16 protein-coding genes are annotated in these 18829 nt (G+C 69.9%); 6 read left to right on the top strand and 10 right to left on the bottom strand.

Annotated features, from left to right (window positions below):
• Nucleotides 1-61 precede the first annotated feature (61 nt).
• Together GA0070619_RS16340 and GA0070619_RS16335 are read right to left on the bottom strand one after the other, a co-directional pair.
• Complete coding sequence (locus tag GA0070619_RS16340; RefSeq protein WP_088948877.1) at nucleotides 62-997, bottom strand: hypothetical protein; 936 nt, start codon at nucleotides 995-997, stop codon at nucleotides 62-64.
• A gap of 148 nt (nucleotides 998-1145) precedes the next feature.
• Nucleotides 1146-1673 (bottom strand): MarR family winged helix-turn-helix transcriptional regulator, encoded by a 528-nt coding sequence (locus tag GA0070619_RS16335; protein ID WP_088948876.1) that lies wholly within the window; start codon nucleotides 1671-1673, stop codon nucleotides 1146-1148.
• A 143-nt stretch (nucleotides 1674-1816) separates the two neighbouring features.
• Between GA0070619_RS16335 and GA0070619_RS16330 the strand changes: the two genes are divergently transcribed.
• A complete protein-coding gene (locus tag GA0070619_RS16330) occupies nucleotides 1817-4093 on the top strand; it encodes an LLM class flavin-dependent oxidoreductase (RefSeq protein ID WP_088948875.1) in 2277 nt (758 codons plus the stop codon).
• A gap of 9 nt (nucleotides 4094-4102) precedes the next feature.
• Here the strand turns inward: GA0070619_RS16330 and GA0070619_RS16325 are convergent, their stop codons facing one another.
• The 5 genes from GA0070619_RS16325 to GA0070619_RS16305 form a co-directional block, all read right to left on the bottom strand.
• Nucleotides 4103-4813 (bottom strand): DNA alkylation repair protein, encoded by a 711-nt coding sequence (locus GA0070619_RS16325; protein ID WP_088951840.1) that lies wholly within the window; start codon nucleotides 4811-4813, stop codon nucleotides 4103-4105.
• Between the two features lie 68 nt (nucleotides 4814-4881).
• Nucleotides 4882-5874, bottom strand: a complete 993-nt coding sequence (locus tag GA0070619_RS16320; RefSeq protein ID WP_088948874.1) for an alpha/beta hydrolase — start codon at nucleotides 5872-5874, stop codon at nucleotides 4882-4884.
• A gap of 15 nt (nucleotides 5875-5889) precedes the next feature.
• Complete coding sequence (locus GA0070619_RS16315) at nucleotides 5890-7347, bottom strand: FG-GAP-like repeat-containing protein (RefSeq protein WP_088951839.1); 1458 nt, start codon at nucleotides 7345-7347, stop codon at nucleotides 5890-5892.
• Between the two features lie 79 nt (nucleotides 7348-7426).
• A complete protein-coding gene (locus GA0070619_RS16310) occupies nucleotides 7427-9478 on the bottom strand; it encodes an N-acetylmuramoyl-L-alanine amidase (RefSeq protein ID WP_088948873.1) in 2052 nt (683 codons plus the stop codon).
• A gap of 19 nt (nucleotides 9479-9497) precedes the next feature.
• Nucleotides 9498-10940: an FG-GAP repeat domain-containing protein gene (locus GA0070619_RS16305; protein WP_088948872.1), complete on the bottom strand. Its 1443-nt coding sequence runs from the start codon at nucleotides 10938-10940 to the stop codon at nucleotides 9498-9500.
• A gap of 230 nt (nucleotides 10941-11170) precedes the next feature.
• On the opposite strand from GA0070619_RS16305, the gene GA0070619_RS16300 reads away from it, so the two are divergent.
• Together GA0070619_RS16300 and GA0070619_RS16295 are read left to right on the top strand one after the other, a co-directional pair.
• Complete coding sequence (locus tag GA0070619_RS16300; protein ID WP_088948871.1) at nucleotides 11171-12298, top strand: DUF4185 domain-containing protein; 1128 nt, start codon at nucleotides 11171-11173, stop codon at nucleotides 12296-12298.
• A gap of 198 nt (nucleotides 12299-12496) precedes the next feature.
• On the top strand, nucleotides 12497-13210 hold the full coding sequence (locus GA0070619_RS16295) for a GAF and ANTAR domain-containing protein (protein ID WP_088948870.1): 714 nt from the start codon (nucleotides 12497-12499) through the stop codon (nucleotides 13208-13210).
• A 104-nt stretch (nucleotides 13211-13314) separates the two neighbouring features.
• Here GA0070619_RS16295 and GA0070619_RS16290 read toward each other — a convergent pair whose 3' ends face one another.
• A complete protein-coding gene (locus GA0070619_RS16290) occupies nucleotides 13315-13896 on the bottom strand; it encodes a hemerythrin domain-containing protein (RefSeq protein WP_088948869.1) in 582 nt (193 codons plus the stop codon).
• A complete protein-coding gene (locus tag GA0070619_RS16285) occupies nucleotides 13889-15103 on the bottom strand; it encodes a hypothetical protein (RefSeq protein ID WP_088948868.1) in 1215 nt (404 codons plus the stop codon). Before GA0070619_RS16285 ends, GA0070619_RS16290 begins: the two co-directional genes overlap by 8 nt.
• A gap of 328 nt (nucleotides 15104-15431) precedes the next feature.
• Here GA0070619_RS16285 and GA0070619_RS16280 point away from each other — a divergent pair, with 328 nt between their 5' ends.
• Nucleotides 15432-15965, top strand: coding sequence for a hypothetical protein (locus tag GA0070619_RS16280; RefSeq protein WP_088948867.1), 534 nt, complete (start codon nucleotides 15432-15434; stop codon nucleotides 15963-15965).
• Nucleotides 15966-16029: 64 nt separating this feature from the next.
• Nucleotides 16030-16914 carry a pyridoxal-phosphate dependent enzyme gene (locus GA0070619_RS16275; protein ID WP_088948866.1) on the top strand — a complete coding sequence of 295 codons (885 nt, stop codon included), beginning with the start codon at nucleotides 16030-16032 and terminating at the stop codon, nucleotides 16912-16914.
• A 10-nt stretch (nucleotides 16915-16924) separates the two neighbouring features.
• On the opposite strand, the gene GA0070619_RS16270 is transcribed toward GA0070619_RS16275, so the two are convergent.
• Entirely contained in the window at nucleotides 16925-17563 is a 639-nt protein-coding gene (locus GA0070619_RS16270) for an HD domain-containing protein (RefSeq protein WP_088948865.1), read from the bottom strand.
• A 132-nt stretch (nucleotides 17564-17695) separates the two neighbouring features.
• Between GA0070619_RS16270 and GA0070619_RS16265 the strand changes: the two genes are divergently transcribed.
• Nucleotides 17696-18709 carry a GlxA family transcriptional regulator gene (locus GA0070619_RS16265; protein ID WP_231927062.1) on the top strand — a complete coding sequence of 338 codons (1014 nt, stop codon included), beginning with the start codon at nucleotides 17696-17698 and terminating at the stop codon, nucleotides 18707-18709.
• Nucleotides 18710-18829: the final 120 nt, after the last annotated feature.

Below are 18829 nucleotides of genomic sequence, written 5' to 3'. Positions count from 1 at the left end.
TGCGGTGCCCGTCGACCGAACGGTCGGCGGGCACCGCGGTGGGCGGTCCCGATCGGGCCGGTCACCGGCCGCAGGCGCCGCACGGCCGGCGGGTCCGCAGGTGGTAGTCGCTCGACGCCGCAACGAGGCCGAGCCCCAGGATGCTGTACGCCGACATCGCCACCCAGAGGAACGCGTCGGAGAACTCGCTCTCCGATCCCGACACCACCTGCACCATCCCCATGCCGAAGTAGGCCACGATGCCCGTTCCGAGGCCGAAGCCGGGCACCAGCAACAGCAGACGAGGGATGGTGCGGCCGGCGAGCAGCGGCACCCATCCCGGCCAGACCTCACCCCAACGGTGCACCAGCGCCAGCGGCAACAACACCCCGGCCAGCACCATGCCGACCATCAGGCCGACCATTGTGGCGTCGTCGGTGAGACCGTCGAATCCCACCACCGCCTGAGCCGCGAAGCGGGCGACGAGGCCGGTCACCGCGGCGTACGCGGCCCACCGCGCCCACCACGCTGGTGTCGAGCGCCGCAGACCCGGTCGGACCGTCCGGCAGCAGTCCGGACAGTCGCCCCGGGTACGCCGCTGATAGCTGGCGGTGGCCAGGCCGAGCAGGACCGCTCCGGTGACACAGCCGAGCCGGCTGGCGAACGCGAGCGGGTCGAAGTACGGGCCGACCGTGAACAGCAGGAAGCCCACCAGCTCCGGCAGCAGGATCGCGGCTGCGGCGACCAGCGCCCCGGCGGTCGCCCAGGCGATCGCCGCGAGCACTGGCCGCCACACCACCAGCCGGTCCAGAGCAACCGCCAGGACACCCGCCGCGACGCACATCGCCACCGACCACCAGCCGGTGAAACCCAGCAGGTCCGTCCCGAACCGCCCGAAATCCGGCGCCTCACCGACGGTCCACGCCAGACGCAAACCCCCGTATGCCACGGCCCAGCCGAGCACTGCGTACGTCAGGCCGTGGCCCGCCTCGCGGACGGCCGGTGCCGATGTCGTCATGCGTCGATCCTCGCGGGACCGGCGCGCGGACGGCCCCCGCCGGCAGGGGAACGCACTCCCTCGCTCGGGTGAGGTTCGTCGCCGACCCACAAGCGAGCGCGCCGAGGGCGATGTCGCGGGCGACGACCTCGGCGGGCGGCCCGGCGGCCTACTCGTCTGACTGCTCGGTCTCCGGAAGGACACTCCGCACGGCGACGCAGGGGTCCGTGGCGGGCGCGGCGGCGTGGATCGCCTCGGCGGCGCGGGCGGCGTAGTCGCGGAAGGCGTCGCGCTGATCCTCGGGCAGCCCGCCCAGCACGTGGTCCTCGGCGTGGGCGACCCGCCGCTCGGCCTCGGCGAGTGCCGCACGCCCGCGGTCGGTGGCCACGACCCGGCGGGCGCGCCGGTCCTGGGGGTCGAGCTTCCGTTCGATGAGACCGGCGTTCTCCAGGTCGTCGATGACGTACGTCAGGACGCTGCGGTCGATGGAAAGGCGCGCGGCCAGCGCGCCCTGCGTGGGCACATCCTCGTGTACGACGACGGCCAGGATGTGGTAGCCCCTGCTGCGATGCGGCAGGTCGCTCAGTGCCTCCTCGACGTACTCGTGCCAGCGGCGCAGCACGACACCCAGTGACCAGCCGAAGGTCGAACCGCGCCTGCGGTCGGCCGGCAGCTCGCACGCGTCGGTGGCGGACATGCACCGGACGCTAGCAGGCGATGTGTTGATCAACCGAAGTTCCTGTGCACCGAGGAATCAGCCAGTGGGCAAGTGCGTTGTGGGACATACGATCTGCTGTGCAGATTATATTCTGGCAAAATGACCACGGAGATGCTGACGAAATGTCTGATTACGGGCACGAACTTCTCTTCGGCACGTTTCTGACGCCCAGTGCTCAGGACCCCGACCACGTGGTGGCGCTCGCTGAGCTGACCGAAGCGGCGGGACTGGACCTCACCACCTTCCAGGACCATCCGTACAACGCCGAGTTCCTCGACACCTGGACCCTGCTGAGCTGGGTCGCGGCCCGCACCGAACGACTGCGGATCTCGGGAAACGTCCTCAGCCTCCCGCTGCGCCCGCCGGCCGTCCTGGCCAGGGCGGCGGCGAGCCTGGACCGGCTGTCCCATGGTCGTTTCGAGCTGGGCCTCGGCGCCGGCGCGTTCTGGGACGGGATCGAGGGCATGGGCGCTCGTCGGCTGACGGCGGGGCAGGGTGTCGAGGCGCTGCGCGAGGCGATCGACGTCCTGCGGGGGGTCTGGGACGCCGAGGCCTCCGGGCCGCTGCGGCGGGACGGGAAGTACTACCCGATCCCCGGCATGCGGCGCGGCCCCGCGCCGGCTCACGACATCGACATCTGGCTCGGCGCGTACCAGCCGAAGATGCTGGCGTTGACCGGTCAGAAGGCCAACGGCTGGCTGCCGACCCTGGAATACCTGCGGTCCCCGGACCGGGTGACCGCCAACCGGCTCATCGACGAGGCGGCGGTCGAGGCGGGACGTGACCCTCGGGAGATCCGGCGACTGCTCAATCTGTTCACCGTCGACGTCTCGTCGCGCAGCCGTGGCTTCCTCCAGGGCCCCGCGGAGCAGTGGGTCGAACAACTCCTCCCGCTGGTCCTGGAAGAGGGTTTCAGCACCTTCCTGATCGGTCGGGACGACCCGCGACTGATCCAGACCTTCGGGCAGGAGATCGCCCCCGCGCTGCGGGAGGCGGTCGCCAGGGAGCGGGCGGGAACCGCGTCCGGCACCGGACCGACCCACGCGGTCGCCGCCCGGTCCGAGCGGCACCCGGGCCTCGACTACGACGCGCTGCCCGCATCGCTGACCACCGGTGCCGTCGAGCCCGGCCATCCGGAGTACGACGGTGTGCGCCACACCTACAGCTGGCAGGGGTCACCGGCTTTGGTGATCCGGCCGCAGACCGCCGCCGAGGTGGTCGATGCCGTGTCGTACGCGTGGACCCAGGACGTCCCGTTGTCCGTGCGCAGCGGCGGGCACGGCATCAGCGGCCGGTCGACGAACGACGGCGGGATCGTCATCGACATGTCGAGGATGAACCGGGTCGAGGTGCTGGACCGGGCGACTCGCCGGATCCGGCTGGAGCCCGGCGCCCGCTGGGGGGAGGTGGCCCAGGCGCTCGCCCCGTACGGCCTGGCGATGAGCTCGGGTGACTACGGTGACGTGGGCGTCGGTGGCCTCGCCACCACCGGAGGCGTCGGCTATCTGGCGCGCCGGCACGGCCTGACCATCGACCACGTCGTCGCCGCCGAGATCGTCACCGCCGACGGCCGCCTGCTCCGGGTGGACGACGAGCACCATGCTGATCTGTTCTGGGCCGTCCGTGGCGCCGGTGGCAACTTCGGCGTCGTCACCGCCCTCGAACTGGAGGCGTACGAGGTCGACAAAGTCGTCTACGCCCACCTCGTCGCGGACGCCACCGACACCGCCCAACTGCTGCACCGTTGGGGCCGGCTCGTGGAGGACGCGCCGCGGGACCTGACGAGCTTCCTGTCCCTCTTCCCGGGCCGCCGTGGAAACCCCCCGATGGCCCAGGTCACCCTCGTGTACGCCGGTGACGACATCCAGGCGGCGCAGTCCGCGCTGAGCCCGTTCCTGGAGATCGGCCCGATTCTCGATCAGCAGGCGCAACTCGTGCCGTACCCGGCGATCGTCGTGCCACCCGGCAACGACCATCGGGGTCAGGGTCTGCGGGACACCCGCAGCGGGCTGTTGCACCACGTCACACCGGAGGCAGCCGACCTCATGGAAAACATGATCCGTTCCGGTGACGTAATGATCATGCAGCTCCGGTCCGTCGGCGCGGCCGTCAACGACGTCGCTCGCGACGCGACCGCGTACCCGCACCGGGAGCAGAACTTCTCGGTGCTCGCCGCCACGGTCCCGGACCGCAGGCCCCAACTCGACAAGCTGTGGGCCGAGCTGTACGCGCATCTCGACGGCATGTACCTCAGCTTCGAGTCCGACACCGACCCGGCTCGACTGCTGGATGCCTGGCCCGAGCCCACGCTGAGCCGACTGCGCGCGATCAAGGCCACGTACGACCCGGACAACGTCTTCAACCGGAACTTCCCGATCTCACCGACGACACCGGTCTGACCCGGCTGCCTAGAGCGTGCCGGACAGGTACTCCCTCCGTCGCTGCGGTTCGAACTTCTCGATCGCGTACCGCAGCATGACCCGGGGCATGGCGTGGTAGCGGCGGAGCAGGAACTCCTCCTCCGCCGCTCTGTCCCGGTTGCCCACCTCACGCAGCATCCAGCCCACCGCCTTGCGGACGAGGTCGTGCGGATCCTGGAGGAGCCGGTCGCTGAGCCGGAAGGTCCATTCGAAGTCGTCGGCCTTGATGAAGGCGAAAGTCGCCATGACGGCGATGCGCCGGTCCCACACCAGGTCAGACCCGGCCAGCCGGTCCAGGACGCCGCGCTCCTTGTCGACGAGCCAGGGGCCGACGATGTACGGCGCCGACGAGTCGACCAGGTCCCAGTTGTTGATGCGGTCGGTGTTGGCCAGGACGAGGCGGTAGATCTCGCCCCGTTCCTGCTCGTGGCCCCTGGTGAACTTGCGGACCAGGATGAGCAGCGACGTCAGCCTCTCCTCGTGCACGTCGGAGTGCAGCAGCGTCGTTGTCTCGGCCAGGGAGAGGTCGCGCCAGTATCTGCCGGCCACCGTGCGCTGGTCCGGCACGGACACGCCGATGGCCCGGTCGCCCTCGCCGTAGCCGCCGGGGACCATCTGCAGGAAACGGCTCGACGCCTCGGCGCGACATGGGTCGGCACGGCTGGCGAGGTCTCGACTGACGTCGACGCTCGTGGCCATGACCAGCAAGCTACCGTGCCGTTCGGTGGCCACGACGCCGCGTCCACAGCGAGCCGCCGCTGGCCATCTCAGCCGGCGCGGCGTAGCCGTCCGAGCATCCCGTTGAGGTCCTGGACGAACAGGTCGTGGCGGAAGAAGTGCCCGCCGGGCACCTCGCGCCACTCGTGTGCGATGCCGGCGCGGGCGAGTGCCGCGCGGAACTCGCGCTGACCGGCGAGCACCTGGGTTTCGTTGACGGTGTCGAACCAGTTGATCGGGTCGGGTGACGTGCCGGCCGCCAGGAAGATCCGCTTGTTCTGGAAACTCGGTATGCGCTGGACCGGGTTGTCGGCGCTGACCCGCGCCTCGTCCCACAGCGGGATCCCGTAGACGGTGTCGCCACCGAGGTCCAGCGCGGCGGAGGTGGCGTTGGCCCAGTGCACGACGAGCCCGAAGTCCCGGCGCAGGCTGGCCGGCCCGGAGTGTGAGCTGACCGAGCAGAAGTGGCCGTAGTACTTGGCCGCGTACTTCAACGCACCGAAGCCCCCCATCGAGAAGCCGGCCACCGCGCGGCCGTTGTACTCGGCGAAGGTACGGAAGTTCGCGTCGATCCACGGCAGCAACTGGGCGATGTGGAAGGTCTCCCAGTTGCGCGGTCCCACGAAGCTGTTCACCGGATTGCAGTACCAGCCGGTCGACGCGTCCGGCATGACGACGATGACCTCCCGGCCGGCGGTCAGACCGATGATGTTGTCCTGGAGGTGGAAGGTGCGGAAGTCGGCGTTGCCACCGTGCAGCAGGTACAGCACGGGGTACCGCTTGCCGCTGGTGTGGTAGCCGTCAGGCAGCAGCACGTTGACGCCGGGGTCCCACTCGATGGCATCCGTGGCGAAGCGGTAGTACTGGAGGCGGCCGCCGTTCTCGTTGCGGTCGACGATGCGCAGGCCGTACCCGTCGGTGGCGGCCATGGCGGCGGACGGCGCGGCGAGGGCGCCGGCGAACAGCCCGGCGGCGGCGACCGCCGCGGAGCCACCGATCAGCCGGCGCCGGCTGATCGACGCGGGCGGGGGTACGTCGAGCATTGGAGTCTCCCTGGGTCAGAAGGTGGTCTCGTTGGGCAGGCCGAAGAAGTCGTGCCATTTGGTGGCGCCGAGGAAGGTGGTGCCGGTGGAGAGGCCGACGTGGACGTCGTTGAAGCTGCCCTTGGTGAAGGCGACGATGTCGTCCTTGCCGTCGCCGTTGTAGTCACCCAGGTAGGGGAACTCGCCGGGCAGGCAGAAGAGGTCGTTCCACTTGACTGTGGTGCCGACGAATGAGGTGCCGGTGGAGACGGCGGCGTAGACGTCGGCGTCGGCGTTGCAGGTGAAGGTGACGATGTCGTCGCGGCCGTCGCCGTTGATGTCGCCGACGCGGGGTTGTTCGGTGCCGACGGCGAACAGGTCGTGCCACGTCTGGGGCGCGCCGAATCCGCTTCCTGTGGAGAGGGCGACGATCACGTCGCTCGCCGTGAGCGGTCCCTGCGTGAACGTGATGATGTCGTCGCGGCCGTCACCGTTGACGTCGCCGAGGGCCGGATACTCCCCGGCGATCGAGAAGTACTCGTGCCACTTGAGCGCCGTTCCGGCGAACGACGAACCGGAGGACAACGCGACGTACACGTCCCCGGCGCCGTCGTGGGTAAAGGCGACGATGTCGTCGCGGCCGTCGCCGTTGACGTCCCCCACGGCGGCCACCTCGGCGTTCGGGGCGAACCAGTCGTGCCACTTCGTGGCGCCCGCGAACGACGACCCGTTCGACAGTGCCACGTACACGTCGGCGAGCGAGCCGTGGGTGAAGGCCACGATGTCGTCGCGCCCGTCGCCGTTGAAGTCCCCGGACAGCAGCGTCTCGTCGTTGAGCCCGAAGAAGTCGTTCCACTTCACCGACGTCCCCGCGAACGAGGAGCCGGTGGACGCCGACACGTACACGTCGTTGAGTGAGCCGCGGGTGAAGGCGACGATGTCGTCGCGACCGTCACCGGTGAAGTCCGTCGGCGAGCCGGCCAGGTAGCGGCCGCCCGACGAGGCGCCGCAGTTGTCACTGACCAGGTACTTCTGGTTGTACTGGGCCGGGTAGGGAGCGAGCGAGACGCCGTTGATGACGATTGTCTGTCCGACTCCGTTGTAGAGCTGCTCGTAGTGGACGTGCGGCCCGGAGGAGTTGCCGGTGCTGCCGGTGATGCCGATCTGCTGTCCCTGCTGCACGTACGCGCCATTGGCGACCGAGTAGGCGCTGAGATGGAAGTGGTAGGTCGTCCAGCCCCCACCGTGGTCGACGACGATGTAGTTGCCGGCCCCGCTGGGCTGGGAGTAGTGCCGGGCCACACCCGCTGCGGACGCCACCTGGGGGGTGCCTCCGGTGGCGCCGCCGTCGGCGCGCACGAAGTCCAACGCCTGCCGCACCTCCGCGCTGTGGTGGTCGTAGGTCCAGCGTTGCCCGCACGGGAACGGCGCTTTGAAGTTCGGTGCGGCCATCGCTGGCGAGGGTGACACCACCGCGGCGGTCAGGACCGCCATGGCCAGGGTGAGCAGCGCGACCAGGGCGCGGAGGACGGGGGTACGCGAAGGCCGGGACATGGCGGGACTCCTGACGTACTCAGAGGGTGGTTTCGCCGTTGAGGCCGAAGAAGTCGTGCCATTTGGTGGCACCGAGGAAGGTGGTGCCGGTGGAGAGGCCGACGTGGACGTCGTTGAAGCTGCCCTTGGTGAAGGCGACGATGTCGTCTTTGCCGTCGCCGTTGTAGTCACCCAGGTAGGGGAACTCGCCGGGCAGGCAGAAGAGGTCGTTCCACTTGACTGTGGTGCCGACGAATGAGGTGCCGGTGGAGACGGCGGCGTAGACGTCGGCGTCGGCGTTGCAGGTGAAGGTGACGATGTCGTCGCGGCCGTCGCCGTTGATGTCACCGACGCGGGGCTGTTCGGCGCCGACGGCGAACAGGTCGTGCCACGTCTGGGGCGCGCCGAATCCGCTTCCTGTGGAGAGGGCGACGATCACGTCGCTCGCCGTGAGCGGTCCCTGCGTGAACGTGATGATGTCGTCGCGGCCGTCACCGTTGACGTCGCCGAGGGCCGGATACTCCCCGGCGATCGAGAAGTACTCGTGCCATTTGAGGCCGGGGCCGAAGCCTGTGCCGGTGGAGAGCGCCACGTACACGTCGGCGTTCGTGTCGTGGGTGAACGCGATGATGTCGTCGCGTCCGTCGCCGTCGACGTCGCCGACCGCACCGACCTCCGCGCCCGGCGCGAACCAGTCATGCCACTTCAGGCCACCGCCGAAGCTGGTGCCGGTGGAGAGGGCCACGTACACGTCGCCAAGGGTGCCGTGGGTGAAGGCCACGATGTCGTCGCGCCCGTCGCCGTTGAAGTCCCCGGACAGCAGGGTCTCCCCGTTGAGGCCGAAGAAGTCGTTCCACTTCACGGACGTACCGGCGAACGCGCTGCCGGTGGAGGTGGCCACGTAGACGTCGTTGAGGCTGCCCTGTGTGAAGCTCACGACGTCGTCCCGGCCGTCGCCGGTGAAGTCCGTCGGGGACCCCGCCAGGTAGCGGCCTCCCGAGCCGCCGGCGTTGACCAGGGAGATGTAGTAGTTCCAGTTCCAGTTCGGACCGGGATCGGTGTGGTCGTTGCCGGGCATCTCGTTGTGCCCTCTGATCGCCGCGCGGGTCTTCGGCAGCCCGTACTTGTCACAGAGGTAGCGGGTCAGTGCGGCTGACGACCGGTACATGGCGTCGGTGAACCAGGCCGGGTTGTCCACGAACCCCTCGTGCTCGATGCCCACCGCGTAGGGGTTGGCCGAGCGCGCGTGGTAGGCCGTGTCTCCCTCGCGCACCATCTGGGTGATCTCACCGTTGCTGGACTTCACCACGTAGTGCGCGCTCACCCCCGCCGACGGGTTCTGGAACCAGCTCACCGTGCCGGCGTACGACCCCTGGGTCACGTGCACCACGACGGTGGTGATCCGTGACGACCGGCCGGCCTGGTAGTTGCCGCCGTAGGCGGAGACCCAGCGGGCCGGCCCGTACTCCGGCACCGCCGCCGCGGCGACGTTTGGGCCGGCGCCGGCCGGGGTGATCGACGCGTACCGGCCGAGTTCGGGGCGCACCGGCTGCGCGGCGACCCGCACGGTGGTGGCCGCGATGCCGGTCCGCAGCAGGTCGTAGACGTGGTCGGCGTAGAGCCGGGCCGTCGAGTCGTCGGTGGCGGCGCTGTAACGCGCCACCACCGGGTACCAGGCGGAGAGCCGGTCGCGCGCACCGGCGGTCAGTCCCTCGCTGTCGGCCAGGTCACGCAGCACCGCGGCGCCTCCGCGAATGTTGGCCGAGGTGACCGAGCGCAGCCGGTCGACCGGCTCGCCGGTGAGCGTGGCCGCCCGTTCCAGGCTGTGCTGGGTGGGGTTGCTGACGAGGTGCATGACGCCGAATCCGTTGGCCTGGCTGGGCAGGCCGCCGTGCCCGTCCAGGCGGGTCTCGCCGTAGCCCACGGCGACCAGCAGGTCGCGGGGCACGTCGAACTCGGCGGAGGCCCGGGCGAAGTCCGCGGCGAGCCGGCCGGGCGCCACCGGCCGGGCCGCGTCGGCCGGCGCGGTCGCGACCTGCCCGGCGAGTACCGCCGCCAGAATGAGGGCGCACCTGCGCCTGGTCAGCCGCATGGGGTCTCCAATCCGCGGGTCACAGCGTTGTCTCGCCGTTGAGGCCGAAGAAGTCGTGCCATCTGGTGGCGCCGAGGAAACCGGTGCCGGTGGAGCGTGCGACGTGGACGTCGTTGGTGCCGCCCTTGGTGAAGACGATGAGGTCGTCCCTGCCGTCCCCGTCGGCGTCACCGAGGTAGGGGAACTCGCCGGCCAGGCAGAAGTAGTCGTTCCACTTCACTGTCGTCCCGGCGAAGCCGGTGCCGGTGGAGGTGGCGGCGTACACGTCGGCGTCGGCGTTGCAGGTGAAGGTGACGATGTCGTCGCGGCCGTCGCCGTTGATGTCACCGACGCGGGGCAGTTCGGCGCCGACGGCGAACAGGTCGTGCCACTTCTGCGCGGCACCGAACGAGCTGCCGTTCGACAGGGCGACGATGACGTCACTGGCGGTGGCGGGGCCCTGGGTGAAGGTGACGATGTCGTCGCGGCCGTCGCCGTTGACGTCACCGAGCGCGGGAAACTCGCCGAACGGGCTGAAGTACTCGTGCCACTTGAGGCCGGGGCCGAAGCCGGTGCCGGTGGACAGCGCGACGTACACGTCTCCGGCGGGGTTGTGGGTGAACGCGACGAGGTCGTCGCGCCCGTCACCGTCGACGTCGCCGACCGCGCCGATCTCCGCACCCGGTGCGAACCAGTCGTGCCACTTCCCTTCGCCGCCGAACGAAGTGCCGGTGGACAGCGCGACGTACACGTCGCCGGTGTTGCTGTGGGCGAAGGTGACGATGTCGTCCCGGCCGTCGCCGTTGACGTCGCCGGTGGAGGCGGTCTCGCCACCGATGGAGAAGAATTCGTTCCACTTCACCGAGGTGCCGGCGAACGAGCCGCCGGTGGAGGTGGCCACGTAGACGTCGGCGAGGGCGTTCTGGGTGAAGCCGACGATGTCGTTGCGGCCGTCGCCGGTGACGTCGGTGGCGGATCCGCCGGCGATGGCGTGGGTCCGGGCCGCCTCGTTGAGCTGGGCCCGCGCGGTGGCGGCCGCCTGGTCGTACCGGTCGGGAAAACCCGACCGTTGGACGCACTGGGCGACCTGGCCGGCGCTGAACCCCGGGTTGTTGCGGTCGCAGACGATCGCCCGGGTGACGTACTGGGTGCTGGCGTAGACCGGGTCCATGATCTGCTCTGGCGTTCCCCAGCCGTAGTCCCAGCGCTGCTGGAAGACCCCGAGCGACGACTTGTCGCCACACGGCAGGTTGTTCATGTGTGACTCGACCCAGCCCGCCTCGAAGGCGGACAGCGTCACCTTGTCGTTGGCGTTGTGCGCGCGGGCGACCCGGTAGACGACCAGGGTCACCGCGGGGTCGCGGTTGGCCGGGATGGAGGTGCAGGCCAGGGTGCCGACCGGGTCGGCCTGCGCGGGCGCCGCCGCGACCGTCGCCGCGGCGGTGCCGAGGGCGACCAGCAGGGCCAGGAGAGTACGTCTCACGCTGCTCCTCCCAGGGGGTCGAGCGGCCATCCTGGTGGCGTCGCGAACCGCCTCGGACACCCGTATCGAATGCTGAGAGTGTCATCAGGGCGATGATCGATGTCAATGTGTTATGAAGAATTCCTTCATTGCACGGGTCAGGGCGGGCAGGTATTGACACCGACGATTGTCGCGGGTTTACTCGCCCGCAACCGGTGTCGAGGGCATCGATCCGACCGGAGGGGACAGCCATGGGTGTGCGTCGTCGCTCGCTGCTCGGTCGCGCCGCCGCGATAGGTGCAGCCGGCGCGCTCGGTGCCGTCGGCACGGTCCTGACAACGGCAGCGCCGGCCCAGGCTGCGGTGTGGAAGAAGCGGCTGACCGGTGCCGACCTCGACACCTCCAGCCGCTGGCGGGTGGCCGGCACCGATCTGGGCATCCCGTACGTGCTGGAGAACGGCTCGATCGGTTACCTCTTCGGCGACACCTTCGACACGCCGTGGCCCGAGGGGCCGCCCGTGCCGAACGACTGGCGCTCACCGGTGATGCTGCGTTCCGCCGTCCACCCCGCCGCCCCGGGTGGAGTGGTCTTTGACAGCGCCGCCCGGGTCGCAGGCAACGGACGCGCGCCCGAGCTGATGCACAACGGCCACCACGGCATCGGCATCGACGGCCTGCCGGAGGTGACAGTCATCCCCAACGACGGCATCAGCTTCCCGGAGACCGGCCGGCAGGTCATCTCCTACATGAGCATCGAGAACTGGAACTCCGCCGGCCCGGCCGGGCCGCAGTGGAAGTCCCGCTACGCGGGGCTGGCGTTCTCCGACAACGGCAACGACTTCGTCCGTACGCCGCTCAAGTGGTGGAACAGCCCGGACAACAGGGACCCGTTCCAGATGTGGACCATGCAGCGCGACGGCGATCACGTCTACGTCTTCTCGGTGCGCGCCGGGCGGCAGGACGGCCCGATGATGCTGCGCCGTGTCCGCTGGGACCGGCTGTTCTACCCCGAGTCGTACGAGGGCTGGGGCTGGAACGGCACCAACTGGGGCTGGGGCCGGCCCTGCACACCCATCCTCACCGGCCGTTTCGGTGAACCGTCGGTGCGCCGCCTGGCCGACGGGACCTGGGTGATGTCATACCTGAACTGCCAGAACGGGTGCCTGGTCACCCGGACCGCGTCCGGACCGGACCGGGCGTGGACGGCGGAGAAGATCCAGGTGACGAGCTGGCAGGAGCCCGCGCTCTACGGCGGGTTCATCCACCCCTGGTCGAGTCGCAACGCCAACGATCTTCACCTGATGGTCTCCAAGTGGACGCGTACGCCGGATGGCCGCAGCACCGCCTACCACGTCAGCCAGTTCGCCGGCTCGGTGTGACGGGTCACTGCCCGGGCCTCCCGGGCCCGACCTGCCTGAACTGATCGCGGCCCGCCAGGTTTCCGGCGGGGTGTGAGTGGGTGATCCAGGGGGTAGGACCAAGATTGACGACGAACGCCCCGGAGCGCAGTTGACGGGGTGCCGGCCATCCCGGAATGTCGCATTTTGGCGGACGCTGATCGAGGAGGGCCCACGGCGATGACGCAGCCGACGATGCAACCTGCTGACGCGTTGGCCGAGCTGAGCCGGGTCAGACTCGACGAGATCAGCCTCGACGACATGCTGGGGCGGATCGCCGAACTCGCCAACCGGAGCATTCCCGGGACCAGGGAGGTGACCGTCACCCTGGTTCGGGGGCAGGTCGGTTCGACCGGGGCGTTCACCGGCGAGTTGGCCCGTAAGTTGGACGAGTGGCAGTACGAGGAGCACCGCGGCCCGTGCCTGGACGCGTCCGCCAGCGGTGACACCATCTCGGTGCCGGACATGACCACCGAAGATCGCTGGCCCGCATGGGCGGAGAAGGCCCGCGCCGCCGGGGTGCAGAGCTCTCTCTCGATCGGGCTTCCCATCCAGGGGTCGGTGGTGGGCGCGCTCAACGTCTACAGCGACTCGCCGAACGCCTTCGATTCGTCCTCGATCGCGAACGCGGAAGGCTTCGCCGCGTACGCGGCGGTGGCCCTGGCCAACGCGCACCTGTACGAGAACGCCGCCACACTGGCAGCGCAGATGCAGGAGGCGATGCGCAGCCGAGCCGTGATCGAGCAGGCCAAAGGGATCATCATGGGGGACCGGCGGTGCTCGTCGGAGGAGGCGTTCGCGCTGCTGTCGAAGATCTCCCAGGACACCAACCGCAAGGTGCGCGAGGTCGCGGAGGCCCTTGTCGCCCAGGCCGTCGGAAAGAAGCGCGGGTGAGCCACGCCGCGACTGCACGATGCTCACCGACAGGGCCACCCGCGCGAGGCGGGTGGCCCTGTCGGCAGATCACGCGGACCGGATCACCGCCCGCCTGATTCCGGTCAGCTCTCCGACGGCTTGCGCACCGCGTCGCGTACCCGGTCGATGACGGCCAGCACCGGGCCAGCGGCCAGGTTGCCCTTCGCGGACTGGGCGCTGGGATGCGGCCGCGTCGGCGCGGACGCCTCCGCCGCCCGCACGGCGGTGGCGAGGCCGCGCAGCCGGTCGACCGGGACGTGCTGGCGCAGCTGGGGGAACTCGTAGCGTTCCTCGTATCGGGCGTGCGTGAGTACGGCGTCGCGCAGCAGGACGATCCCGGTGTCGAAGCCGTCCGCGTCCACACCGCCCTTGATCAGGGTTTGCAGGGTCTCCTTCGCCTGCCGCTCCTCGTCGAGCCGGTCGTCGACCATCGCGTCCCCACCCCCACCGGGCAGCGTCCGGGCGAGCGGGTGGACGACCTCCTCCTCGGCGGTCTCGTGCGCGGCGAGGAGCTTGACCAGATCGTCGAAGGCGTCCCGCCGGATGTCGCCGGTGCTGCCGATGACCAGCAGGAAGAGCTGCTCGATCTGGGCGTGCTGCGCGAGCAGCAGGTCGACCACGTCCTCCTCGGGCCCGGGCGTGGTCGGAGCGTCGGCGTCAGGCATGGCTGCCTCCTTCGGCGCGCAGCGCCTCAATCGGGTGCGGCCCCTCGGTCTCCATGCGGTACTCGTCACCGAAGCGTTCCCTGTGCATGTCGATGACCTGCTCGCTCGGCGGCTTCTGGCCGTCGTGCAGTTGCTCCTGCATCCACTCGAAACGCTCGTGGGCCTCACGGACGTAGCCCTCGCCGAGCTTGGTGAGATCCATCTGGGTGGCCAGCAGGTGGCGCAGGTAATCCTTGTTGGGCTCGAAGGTCAGCGGCTCCGGCAACCCGGCCGTGCCGACGATCTCCTCGGGTTCCCGGCCGTCGTGCCGGCGCAACAGGTCGGCGGCCTGCTGGAGGTGAGCCAGCTCCATCTGCAGGTGCAGCTCCCAGACCGCCTTGATCCGGGGGTCGCTCTCCTGTTGCAGGAAGGAGTAGTAGAGCCAGCACTCGTTGTACTCGTGGGTGAGCAGCCGCTCCCACCAGTTCTCGCCCGGGTCCAGCAGGGACTCGTAGTGGGTGACGTGCTCCTGCTCGATCAGGCTGATCTCCTGGTAGAGCTGGCGCGCGATCGGTTCCATGTACTGCGGGCCGACGTTCATGTAGTAGAACATCACCTGCTGCTCTGCCGAGAGGATCGTCAACGCGTGCAGCTTCGAGCGCGGGTCCACCGAGTTGCGGTCGTACGGGGTGCGAACCTCGTCGAAGGGGTGCCGATGCTCCTGAATGGTCGGCCGACCCGGCATGACCTCGGTGAGACCGTTGACGATCTTTTCCGCCTTACGCCGTTCGACCATCTCGTAGAGGTTGGCGTAGCGGTACAGGTGGTCGAAGTCCTCCAGCACGCCGAACTCGTACGCCTGCTTGAGGTAGGGGTCGGGTTCGTGTCGGGCCACCCAGGCGGTGAGGTCGACGGCCACCTGTTCGTAGCCGAGCGTCGTCTCGAGCACGCTGGCGACGCCGGGAAGCAGCCAGTTCACCACCCTCTGCTGCTGGCTCTCCACGTACCGGACGTAGGCGAGCTGCCGGCGGACCTCCTGGTCCGGGCAGTTCCGGGCGAACTGGTGCTGGAAGTTGATCGCCTCGACCTCGATGCCGTTCATCGTGATGATCCGGCACCGGGTGTACGGGTCGACCGCCTCCGGGTCGATGGGCTCGACGTTCAGTTCACGCCAGTTGCGGATCTGACCGTCGAGCGGGATTCCTTTGTGGTCCAGGGGGTTGAACATCTCTCTCCTTTGTCGGGGGAGGTGGGACATACGCGGAGGGCAGGGTGCGGCGCCACCCGGGCCGCGCTGAGGACACGGCCGTGGAGTGGTGGCTGCGGAAGAGGAATCCGGTCCGTCACACGTTGCCTCCGCCATCGACGAGGGTGCCCACCCGCCGCGTGTGGGCGCGAGGCAGGGATGACCATCGAAGGGCGCGTGTCTTGACCCGAAAATCACGCTACCCACGGCAAGCGGGCACAAACCAAACCGTCCTCCGGGACCTGGATCCGGCGGCCACGCGAGGCTGGAGACGGGTGTGAGTACCCGTCCACTGGGTAGGGCGTCCACCATGCTGAAGAGAGCGGTGTGGCAGGGACTGGTGGCAGGTCTGGTGGGGGCGGCGGTGATGACGGCCGCCGAGAAGGTCGAGCAACGGGTGACAGGCCGACCCGACTCGTACGTGCCGGCCCGAGTGTTGGCACGGCTGACTGGCCTGCCGGAACGTCCGGGGCAGCAGCCGCGGTGGCAGAACCTGGCGATGCACTACGGGCAGGGCGCGCTGGTCGGCGTGCTGCGAAGTGTCATGGCCCAGGCCGGCCTGCGCGGCACCTGGGCCTCGGGGATGTTCACGGCGGTGCGCCTGACCAGCGACCAGATCCTGGAGAACGCCACCGGTGTGGGGGCGCCCCCGCTGACCTGGCCACGTGCGGAACTCGCCATCGACATGGTGCACAAGTCCATCTACGGGTTCGCCACCGGCGCGGTGGCGGATGTGCTCGCCGCCCGCGACGGCGCCGGACCTGGACAGCGGCACGCGGCACTCCGACCCGGTCGCCACTCGGACGTCGGCCCGCTGCCGCGTGCCGCGGTGCGTCGGGGCTGACGCGTCATCTGCCACTGTCGGCCGAGGTGCTGCGGGCGGGGCAGTGGAGTGATTAGCTGCACGGATGATCGCCCCCGTTTCCCTCGGCACCTGGCCGACTCCGCTGGAGGCCGCGCCCCGGCTCGCCGCCCGGCTGGGCCTGGCCGACCTCTGGTTCAAGCGTGACGACCTCAACGGCCTCGGTGGGGGCGGCAACAAGATCCGCAAGTTGCAGTACACCTGCGCCGAGGCGCTCGCAGTCGGCGCCACCACCGTGATCACCTCCGGCGCACCGCAGAGCAACCACGCCCGCCTCACCGCCGCCGCGGCCGCCCGGCTCGGCCTCGCCTGCGTGCTGGTGCTCGACGGCCCGCCCTCGGACGACCAGCGCGGCAACCTGCTGCTCGACGGGCTCGCCGGCGCCGAGATCGTCTGGGGCGGGCACCGACCGCTCGCCGAGGTGGTGGCGCACGAGGCGGAGAGCCGATCGGCGTACCTCATCCCGTTCGGCGGCACCTCGCCCGCGTCCACCCAGGGTTACGTGGACTGCGCTCGGGAGCTGCGCGCCCAGGTGCCGGACATCGACTCGGCCGAGGTCGTGGTCGCGCTCGGCTCCGGTGGGACGATGGCCGGCCTCGTACGGGAACTGGGCGCCGAGCGGGTGGTCGGCGTGAGTGTCGGCGCCGTGCCCGACCCGCGCGCGACTGTCGCCGGGCTGCTCGTCGGCGAGGTCGAGCCGGGCGCACTGCGGATCGACGGCTCCCAGGTGGGCGCCGGGTACCGCACGTTCACCGACGCGGCGCGGGCGGCGTTGGAGACAACCGCGCGCGAAGAGGGGGTCTTCCTGGACCCGACGTACACCGGTCGGGCGATGGCTGCGCTGCTGGCCGGCAGCTTCCCGCACGGCGACCGGGTGATCTTTCTGCACACCGGCGGCCTTCCTGGTCTCTTCGGCCACCCGCAGGCCTAGGCCCCGGGTCTCATTCGGGCCAGGCGGACTCCTCGATGACCCGGACGAAGTCGATGTGGCGGTAGCCGGGCACCCGGTGCTCCAGCACGTCACCGTTGACGGTGCCGAAGGTGGTGTCCGGCCGGTGCCGGAAGCCGTCGGCGAACGCGTCGACGATGGCTCGCTTGAAGTTCGGCCGCGGGTGCGCCGTGGTGACCGCCGCGATGTCGGCGGGCGACAACTCGTGGTAGCCGATGCCGAGCACGTCCGTCTCGACCCCGGCGGTGACGAGGGCGACCTCGGGCTCCAGGCGGTACGGGACCTCCGGTGTGGTGTGCAGGGCGATGCCCTCCCACACGAGCCGCGCCTCGCGCTCGCCGATGCCGTTCGACCGGAGGAAGCGGCGTGCCTCGTCCGCGCCGTCGAGTTCGAAGCGCTGATCGTCGCGACGGTAGCGTTCGGTCAGCCCCAGGTCGTGGAACATCGCGCCCACGTAGAGCAGCTCGGGGTCGGCCTTCAGGCCGAGCCGCCGACCCTGGAGCGAGCCGAAGACGAAGACCCGCCGGGAGTGATGGAACAGCAGGTCGTCGGTGGCCTGGCGGACGAGCTCGGTGGCGTCGTTGGCGAGCCGTGAGTCGGGGATCTCGATGCCGGCGATCGTCTGGCTCATGGAGGTTCCTGTCGGTCCGGGGGCCCGGCCGGGCTCCGATGCGTCAAGCGTCACCCGAGCGGACCGACCAGCGCCCCGTCCCATCTGCCATGCTTCCCTCAGATCGGGACATGGGTGAAGGGGGCCAACGCTGTGGGCAGTCCGGCGGCAGAGCCGCACCGGGTGACGGCTCTGGTCTTCGACGGGATGAAGCTACTCGACCTGGCCGGGCCGTTCGAGGTATTCGCGGAGGCCGCCAGGTTCGGCGCACGGTACGAGCTGGAGGTGCGCTCCAGCGACGGCGCCGCGGTGCGCGCCTCGACGGGTATGCGCGTCCCCGTGGACGGCGACGTCGACTCGGCGACCGACGTCGGGACCGCCCTCGTGGTTGGCGGCGATGCGCTCCCGACGAGCCCGATCAGTGCTGAACTCACCGCCGCCGCGACGGCTCTGTCCCGCCGGGCCGCTCGTACGGCCTCGGTTTGCACCGGCGCCTTCGTGCTGGCCGGCGCCGGCCTGCTGGACGGCCGGCGCGCGACGACGCACTGGCAGCATGCCCGACTGCTCGCTGCCGCGTTCCCGAGGGTGCGGGTGGAGCCCGATGCCATCTTCGTGCAGGACGGGACGATCTTCACGTCCGCCGGTGTGTCCGCGGGCATCGACCTCGCGCTGGCCCTGGTGGAGCGCGACCATGGCGAGGAGATCGCCCGGTCGGTCGCGCAGTCACTGGTCGTGTTCCTGCAACGGCCCGGCGGTCAGTCGCAGTTCTCTCCCTCGCTGGCCCTGCCCCGACCGGGCACCCCGGTGCTGCGACAGGTGACCGACGCGGTGGCAGCGGACCCGGCCGGCGACCACTCGGTGACCGCCCTCGCCAGTCGGGCTCATGTCAGCCCGCGTCACCTCTCCCGGCTGTTCCGGCAGGAGTTGGGCAGCAGCCCCGGCAAGTACGTGGAGGGCGTGCGGGTCGACGCGGCCATCCGCCTGCTGCACGCGGGCCAGTCGGTCACCGCCTGCGCCCAACAGGTCGGCATCGGCAGCCCGGAGACATTGCGCCGGATGTTCCTCGCCCGGGTTGGAGTGTCGCCACGGGCCTACCAGCAACGGTTCCGCACGACGGCACGTGACCCGGCGACGGTGCTGGACGACGAGGACCTCGTCGAACCGTGACGTCGGAGAGCCGTCATCCTTCTCGCCCTGGTCGCCCTGTTGGGGGTGCGTAGGGCCGCGAAGGTGTCGTCCGGCTGATGTCGGGAACGCGGCATCCCGCAGAGACGCAGGCGGTTCCGT

Origin of the sequence: Micromonospora zamorensis, from assembly GCF_900090275.1 — a bacterium.
In the GTDB taxonomy this organism is placed as follows: Bacteria; Actinomycetota; Actinomycetes; order Mycobacteriales; family Micromonosporaceae; genus Micromonospora; species Micromonospora zamorensis.
Note: the sequence above shows the minus strand (reverse complement) of the source record. Positions and strands in the feature narration are given on the sequence as shown.

Bases quoted from the DNA above. Each gene is read 5' to 3' on its own strand.
- GA0070619_RS16285 (WP_088948868.1), bottom strand. From the start codon at position 15,103: ATGTTCAACCCCCTGGACCACAAAGGAATCCCGCTCGACGGTCAGATC.
- GA0070619_RS16320 (WP_088948874.1), bottom strand. From the start codon at position 5,874: ATGCTCGACGTACCCCCGCCCGCGTCGATCAGCCGGCGCCGGCTGATC.
- GA0070619_RS16330 (WP_088948875.1), top strand. From the start codon at position 1,817: ATGTCTGATTACGGGCACGAACTTCTCTTCGGCACGTTTCTGACGCCC.
- GA0070619_RS16275 (WP_088948866.1), top strand. From the start codon at position 16,030: ATGATCGCCCCCGTTTCCCTCGGCACCTGGCCGACTCCGCTGGAGGCC.
- GA0070619_RS16270 (WP_088948865.1), bottom strand. From the start codon at position 17,563: ATGAGCCAGACGATCGCCGGCATCGAGATCCCCGACTCACGGCTCGCC.
- GA0070619_RS16335 (WP_088948876.1), bottom strand. From the start codon at position 1,673: ATGTCCGCCACCGACGCGTGCGAGCTGCCGGCCGACCGCAGGCGCGGT.
- GA0070619_RS16300 (WP_088948871.1), top strand. From the start codon at position 11,171: ATGGGTGTGCGTCGTCGCTCGCTGCTCGGTCGCGCCGCCGCGATAGGT.
- GA0070619_RS16325 (WP_088951840.1), bottom strand. From the start codon at position 4,813: ATGGCCACGAGCGTCGACGTCAGTCGAGACCTCGCCAGCCGTGCCGAC.
- GA0070619_RS16280 (WP_088948867.1), top strand. From the start codon at position 15,432: ATGCTGAAGAGAGCGGTGTGGCAGGGACTGGTGGCAGGTCTGGTGGGG.
- GA0070619_RS16310 (WP_088948873.1), bottom strand. From the start codon at position 9,478: ATGCGGCTGACCAGGCGCAGGTGCGCCCTCATTCTGGCGGCGGTACTC.
- GA0070619_RS16290 (WP_088948869.1), bottom strand. From the start codon at position 13,896: ATGCCTGACGCCGACGCTCCGACCACGCCCGGGCCCGAGGAGGACGTG.
- GA0070619_RS16295 (WP_088948870.1), top strand. From the start codon at position 12,497: ATGACGCAGCCGACGATGCAACCTGCTGACGCGTTGGCCGAGCTGAGC.
- GA0070619_RS16315 (WP_088951839.1), bottom strand. From the start codon at position 7,347: ATGGCGGTCCTGACCGCCGCGGTGGTGTCACCCTCGCCAGCGATGGCC.
- GA0070619_RS16340 (WP_088948877.1), bottom strand. From the start codon at position 997: ATGACGACATCGGCACCGGCCGTCCGCGAGGCGGGCCACGGCCTGACG.